The 605-nt window shown below is 75.9% G+C and carries 1 protein-coding gene; it reads left to right on the forward strand.

Translation table 11 applies throughout. The features are described 5' to 3' along the window. On the forward strand, positions 1-564 hold a 564-nt coding region (locus AC5RWQ_RS30305; RefSeq protein ID WP_494286018.1), incomplete at its 5' end, for a hypothetical protein. Positions 565-605: the final 41 nt, after the last annotated feature.

Consider the following 605-nt stretch of genomic DNA (forward strand, 5'->3'; position numbering starts at 1 on the left):
CTCCTGGACGCGCTGGTCGACGTCGAGGAGCGCGCGCCCGACGAAGTCCTGGAAGAGGACGGCGGCGGCACCACGGCGGTCCTGGTCGACGTCGACCCGCACCGCTACGCCCACCGGATCGCCCGCGTCCCCGGCCGCCGCGGCCAACACCGCGTCGCCATCAAGGTCGCGCACGACCACGCCGACGACGTCGGCACCGACCCCGTGGTCGACGCCCGCAGCGCCGGCCGCGACGTCCTGGAATCGTGGGGCTTCACCTGGGGCGTCGACCTGATGGGCCCCGGCGCTCAGCGCACCGCCGACCCGCTCACCGGCGCCCCGATCCGCCAGGAGTGGACCGACCCGAACACCGGCCGCACCCACGCGACCCCGGCCGCCGCCCGCGCCGAAGTCGTTCCGCCCCCGCCCCGACCCGTCCGACACCACCAGTGGCAGACCAGCCACGACATGGTCGCCGGAACCGCCCTCACCGGCATCCGACCCCGCGACTGGGTCCGCCCCGAGCAAGCCCGCCGCCGAGCCGCCGGCCTCCCCGTCGCGCGCGAGCTGCCGCCCACCGGCTGACCCGGAAACTGGGCCCGGTTTGCACTAACTCGCTGTCGTTC

It is taken from the genome of Micromonospora sp. BS32 (assembly GCF_059089345.1).